This is a genomic window from Amphibiibacter pelophylacis (genome assembly GCF_037688875.1).
Lineage (GTDB): Bacteria > Pseudomonadota > Gammaproteobacteria > Burkholderiales > Burkholderiaceae_C > Amphibiibacter > Amphibiibacter pelophylacis.
This window is the reverse complement of the sequence record NZ_JAWDIE010000036.1, coordinates 1-5,866: the sequence shown is the minus strand read 5'-3', so window position 1 is coordinate 5,866 and position 5,866 is coordinate 1. Positions and strand designations below refer to the sequence as shown.

Annotated in this window: 1 protein-coding gene, 2 tRNA genes and 3 rRNA genes; 5 read left to right on the top strand and 1 reads right to left on the bottom strand. The window is 53.5% G+C overall.

The genetic code is table 11. The features are described from left to right. Positions 1-123 precede the first annotated feature (123 nt). Positions 124-333 carry a hypothetical protein gene (locus RV045_RS14225; RefSeq protein WP_423236455.1) on the bottom strand — a complete coding sequence of 70 codons (210 nt, stop codon included), beginning with the start codon at positions 331-333 and terminating at the stop codon, positions 124-126. Positions 334-367: 34 nt separating this feature from the next. On the opposite strand from RV045_RS14225, the gene RV045_RS14220 reads away from it, so the two are divergent. The 5 genes from RV045_RS14220 (at position 368) to rrf (ending at position 5,842) form a co-directional block, all read left to right on the top strand. Next, positions 368-1,896 (top strand): 16S ribosomal RNA (locus tag RV045_RS14220). Positions 1,897-2,078: 182 nt separating this feature from the next. Beyond that, positions 2,079-2,155, top strand: a tRNA-Ile gene (locus RV045_RS14215). A gap of 12 nt (positions 2,156-2,167) precedes the next feature. Then, positions 2,168-2,243, top strand: a tRNA-Ala gene (locus RV045_RS14210). Between the two features lie 352 nt (positions 2,244-2,595). Beyond that, positions 2,596-5,474: ribosomal RNA gene (locus RV045_RS14205) — 23S ribosomal RNA — on the top strand. A 255-nt stretch (positions 5,475-5,729) separates the two neighbouring features. Beyond that, positions 5,730-5,842 (top strand): 5S ribosomal RNA (gene rrf, locus RV045_RS14200). Together the 16S, 23S and 5S rRNA genes with 2 tRNA genes alongside form the textbook arrangement of a ribosomal RNA operon. Positions 5,843-5,866 lie beyond the last annotated feature (24 nt).

Genomic DNA, 5,866 nt, shown 5'->3' with positions numbered 1-5,866 from the left:
CAAAAACCGCTTGCGTATCCCAGGGTTTGTGCTACATTAACGCCTTTCCCGCAGAGACAAGCCAGCGTCGCAAGGCAAAAGCAGTCAAAACGGTGAAGCGGTCAAGGTGTTTCATGACTGTCTTCAATAACCCTTCAGCATGAAGGGTGTTGACAGAAAGTGAAATTGCTCTGATAATTCCGCTTCTGTGCTGATGACGACAAACGTTGTTTCAGCAAGTTCTTTAAAAACCAGCAGCCAACAAGCGTGGGTGTTTGATGCCGTGAGGCAAATGCAGTTTACTGCAGAGCTTAACAGCTCACAAACACTCATGGAAATAGAAGTGAAGTTCACTTCAATTCCGTTTTTATGAGTAATTTTCAAGATCGAACTGAAGAGTTTGATCCTGGCTCAGATTGAACGCTGGCGGCATGCCTTACACATGCAAGTCGAACGGTAACAGGTCTTCGGATGCTGACGAGTGGCGAACGGGTGAGTAACGCATCGGAACGTGTCCAGTAGTGGGGGATAGCCCGGCGAAAGCCGGATTAATACCGCATACAACCTACGGGTAAAAGGGGGGGATCGCAAGACCTCTCGCTATTGGAGCGGCCGATGTCAGATTAGGTAGTTGGTGGGGTAAAGGCCCACCAAGCCGACGATCTGTAGCTGGTCTGAGAGGACGACCAGCCACACTGGGACTGAGACACGGCCCAGACTCCTACGGGAGGCAGCAGTGGGGAATTTTGGACAATGGACGAAAGTCTGATCCAGCCATGCCGCGTGCGGGAAGAAGGCCTTCGGGTTGTAAACCGCTTTTGTCAGGGAAGAAAAGCCGCATGCTAATACCGTGCGGTCATGACGGTACCTGAAGAATAAGCACCGGCTAACTACGTGCCAGCAGCCGCGGTAATACGTAGGGTGCAAGCGTTAATCGGAATTACTGGGCGTAAAGCGTGCGCAGGCGGCTTTGCAAGACAGATGTGAAATCCCCGGGCTCAACCTGGGAACTGCATTTGTGACTGCAAGGCTAGAGTACGGTAGAGGGGAGTGGAATTCCGCGTGTAGCAGTGAAATGCGTAGATATGCGGAGGAACACCGATGGCGAAGGCAGCTCCCTGGACCTGTACTGACGCTCATGCACGAAAGCGTGGGGAGCAAACAGGATTAGATACCCTGGTAGTCCACGCCCTAAACGATGTCAACTGGTTGTTGGGAGGGTTTCTTCTCAGTAACGTAGCTAACGCGTGAAGTTGACCGCCTGGGGAGTACGGCCGCAAGGTTGAAACTCAAAGGAATTGACGGGGACCCGCACAAGCGGTGGATGATGTGGTTTAATTCGATGCAACGCGAAAAACCTTACCTACCCTTGACATGTACGGAACTTGGCAGAGATGCCTTGGTGCCCGCAAGGGAGCCGTAACACAGGTGCTGCATGGCCGTCGTCAGCTCGTGTCGTGAGATGTTGGGTTAAGTCCCGCAACGAGCGCAACCCTTATCATCAGTTGCTACGCAAGGGCACTCTGATGAGACTGCCGGTGATAAACCGGAGGAAGGTGGGGATGACGTCAGGTCCTCATGGCCCTTATGGGTAGGGCTACACACGTCATACAATGGCCGGTACAGAGGGTTGCCAAACCGCGAGGTGGAGCCAATCCCAGAAAACCGGTCGTAGTCCGGATCGCAGTCTGCAACTCGACTGCGTGAAGTCGGAATCGCTAGTAATCGCGGATCAGCATGCCGCGGTGAATACGTTCCCGGGTCTTGTACACACCGCCCGTCACACCATGGGAGCGGGTCTCGCCAGAAGCAGGTAGCCTAACCGCAAGGAGGGCGCTTGCCACGGCGGGGTTCGTGACTGGGGTGAAGTCGTAACAAGGTAGCCGTATCGGAAGGTGCGGCTGGATCACCTCCTTTCTGGAAACGACAAAACGGCACGGACCGCTGCATGCAGTGGTCAATGACCGTAGTCTACGCCGTAGCGGCGTCAGGCACCCACTCTTGTTGGCTGCTGTCAAGCATGACATGCACATGGCACTGCGCCGGTGATGTACCAGTGTTGTACTACAGGCCGAGGTTCAGGCACCGGCCTGCGGCACGGGTCTGTAGCTCAGCTGGTTAGAGCACCGTCTTGATAAGGCGGGGGTCGTTGGTTCGAGTCCAACCAGACCCACCAACCGAAGATGCCGGGGGATTAGCTCAGCTGGGAGAGCACCTGCTTTGCAAGCAGGGGGTCGTCGGTTCGATCCCGTCATCCTCCACCAGTCCATGTAAAAACGTCATGCTTCGTGCACCGAAGCCAGACACCAGCGCGCAAGGCGCTCTGGTGTCTGCCTTTGTTGGCATGCTCTTTAACAATCCATAGAGTCAAAAGTAATCAGATAGCCGGCAGTATCGGGTGCGCAAGCATCCACCGTCGCTGCCGGCTGCAATGATTGCGTCCGTAAACATGAAAACAGAATGTCATGTGGCCGAAAGGCTGCGTGACTCAAGTACGATTGGAATACAGACGGCGAACGTAAATACTCATCAATCCTGACAGAGAAAAAGGCTGTCAGGCGCATCGCAAGATGCGTAAGTGTCACTCCTGTAGCTCTGGCAAGTCCAGTGTTATAGGGTCAAGTGAACAAGTGCATGTGGTGGATGCCTAGGCGATTACAGGCGACGAAGGACGTGATAGCCTGCGATAAGCTTCGGGGAGCTGGCAAATAAGCTTTGATCCGGAGATTTCCGAATGGGGAAACCCACCCTTAGGGGTATCGCATGATGAATACATAGTCATGCGAGGCGAACCGAGTGAACTGAAACATCTAAGTAGCTCGAGGAAAAGACATCAACCGAGATTGCGGAAGTAGTGGCGAGCGAAACCGCAAGAGCCCTGCACTCTTTAGCAGACAGACTAACAGAACGCGCTGGAAATCGCGGCCATAGTGGGTGATAGCCCCGTATGTGAAAGTCTTTCTGTGGAACTAGGTGTGCGACAAGTAGGGCGGGACACGTGAAATCCTGTCTGAAGATGGGGGGACCATCCTCCAAGGCTAAATACTCGTAATCGACCGATAGTGAACCAGTACCGTGAGGGAAAGGCGAAAAGAACCCCGGGAGGGGAGTGAAATAGATCCTGAAACCGCATGCATACAAAAAGTCGGAGCCTTCGGGTGACGGCGTACCTTTTGTATAATGGGTCAGCGACTTACATTCAGTGGCAAGCTTAACCGAATAGGGGAGGCGCAGGGAAACCGAGTCCGAACAGGGCGATCAAGTCGCTGGGTGTAGACCCGAAACCAGGTGATCTATCCATGGCCAGGATGAAGGTGCCGTAACAGGTGCTGGAGGTCCGAACCGACTAGTGTTGCAAAACTAGCGGATGAGCTGTGGATAGGGGTGAAAGGCTAAACAAACCTGGAGATAGCTGGTTCTCTCCGAAAACTATTTAGGTAGTGCCTCAGGTATTACCGACGGGGGTAGAGCACTGTTATGGCTAGGGGGTCATGGCGACTTACCAAACCATTGCAAACTCCGAATACCGTCGAGTACAGCCTGGGAGACAGTGCACCGGGTGCTAACGTCCGGACACAAGAGGGAAACAACCCAGACCGCCAGCTAAGGTCCCCAAAATTGGCTAAGTGGGAAACGAAGTGGGAAGGCTAAAACAGTCAGGATGTTGGCTTAGAAGCAGCCATCATTTAAAGAAAGCGTAATAGCTCACTGATCGAGTCGTCCTGCGCGGAAGATGTAACGGGGCTAAGCCAGTTACCGAAGCTGCGGATTCACAGTTTACTGTGAGTGGTAGGAGAGCGTTCTGTAAGCCTGCGAAGGTGGATTGTGAAGTCTGCTGGAGGTATCAGAAGTGCGAATGCTGACATGAGTAGCGTTAAAGGGGGTGAAAAGCCCCCTCGCCGTAAGCGCAAGGTTTTCTACGCAACGTTCATCGACGTAGAGTGAGTCGGCCCCTAAGGCGAGGCAGAGATGCGTAGTTGATGGGAAACGGGTTAATATTCCCGTACCGATGTGCAGTGCGATGTGGGGACGAAGAAGGTTAGCTCGGCCAGGCGATGGTTGTCCTGGTTGAAGCCCGTAGTCATGCCCGTCAGGCAAATCCGGCGGGCTTAGATGAGAGGTGATAACGAGAGGGGCTTGCCCCTTGAAGTGAGTGATACCCAGCTTCCAGGAAAAGCCACTAAGCTTCAGCTGCACACGACCGTACCGCAAACCGACACTGGTGCGCGAGATGAGTATTCTAAGGCGCTTGAGAGAACTCTGGAGAAGGAACTCGGCAAATTGATACCGTAACTTCGGGAGAAGGTATGCCCCAAGTCAGTGAACCCGTACAGGGGGAGCTAAAAGGGGTTGCAAAAAATCGGTGGCTGCGACTGTTTATTAAAAACACAGCACTCTGCAAAGACGAAAGTCGACGTATAGGGTGTGACGCCTGCCCGGTGCTGGAAGATTAAATGATGGGGTGCAAGCTCTTGATTGAAGTCCCAGTAAACGGCGGCCGTAACTATAACGGTCCTAAGGTAGCGAAATTCCTTGTCGGGTAAGTTCCGACCTGCACGAATGGCGTAACGATGGCCACACTGTCTCCTCCAGAGACTCAGCGAAGTTGAAATGTTTGTGATGATGCAATCTCCCCGCGGAAAGACGGAAAGACCCCATGAACCTTTACTGTAGCTTTACATTGGACTTTGAACAGATCTGTGTAGGATAGGTGGGAGGCTTTGAAGCGTGAACGCCAGTTTGCGTGGAGCCGTCCTTGAAATACCACCCTGGTGTGTTTGAGGTTCTAACCTTGGCCCGTGAATCCGGGTTGGGGACAGTGTATGGTGGGCAGTTTGACTGGGGCGGTCTCCTCCCAAAGTGTAACGGAGGAGTTCGAAGGTACGCTAGGTACGGTCGGAAATCGTGCTGATAGTGCATAGGCATAAGCGTGCTTGACTGCGAGACTGACAAGTCGAGCAGGTAGGAAACTAGGACTAAGTGATCCGGTGGTTCTGTATGGAAGGGCCATCGCTCAACGGATAAAAGGTACTCTGGGGATAACAGGCTGATACCGCCCAAGAGTTCATATCGACGGCGGTGTTTGGCACCTCGATGTCGGCTCATCTCATCCTGGGGCTGTAGCCGGTCCCAAGGGTATGGCTGTTCGCCATTTAAAGAGGTACGTGAGCTGGGTTTAAAACGTCGTGAGACAGTTTGGTCCCTATCTTCCGTGGGCGCTGCAGATTTGAGGAAGCCTGCTCCTAGTACGAGAGGACCGGAGTGGACGCACCTCTGGTGTACCTGTTGTCACGCCCGTGGCATCGCAGGGTAGCTAAGTGCGGAAGAGATAACCGCTGAAAGCATCTAAGCGGGAAACTCGTTCCAAGATAAGATCTGCCGGGGCCTAGAGCCCCCTGAAGGGTCGTTCGAGACCAGGACGTACATAGGCTGGGTGTGGAAGCGCAGTAATGCGTTGAGCTAACCAGTACTAATTGCCCGTGAGGCTTGACCCTATAACCCTGAGCTTGCTGCTGCGAAGAGCGTGGCGGACGGGTTGTGGTGGTGATACGAATTGATGAGGCAGGATTGCTGTAAAGGCAAGCTGCACGACGCCGGTCTGTATGAACCGAGCGTGCTTGAGCTGTTGAAGTGAAACGGACACAAGAGCGATCATTGCGCCAGCGCGAAGCTGGAATCTGATGAAAAGACTTTATGGATGAACTCTGGCTGAAAGCTGCGCGAGCGGTGATCAGTTGGAGACAGTTCAGCCTGATGACCATAGCAAGGTGGTCCCACTCCTTCCCATCCCGAACAGGACAGTGAAACGCCTTAGCGCCGATGATAGTGCAGATGCCTGTGTGAAAGTAGGACATCGTCAGGCTTTTATTCTGGACAGCCCCCGCAG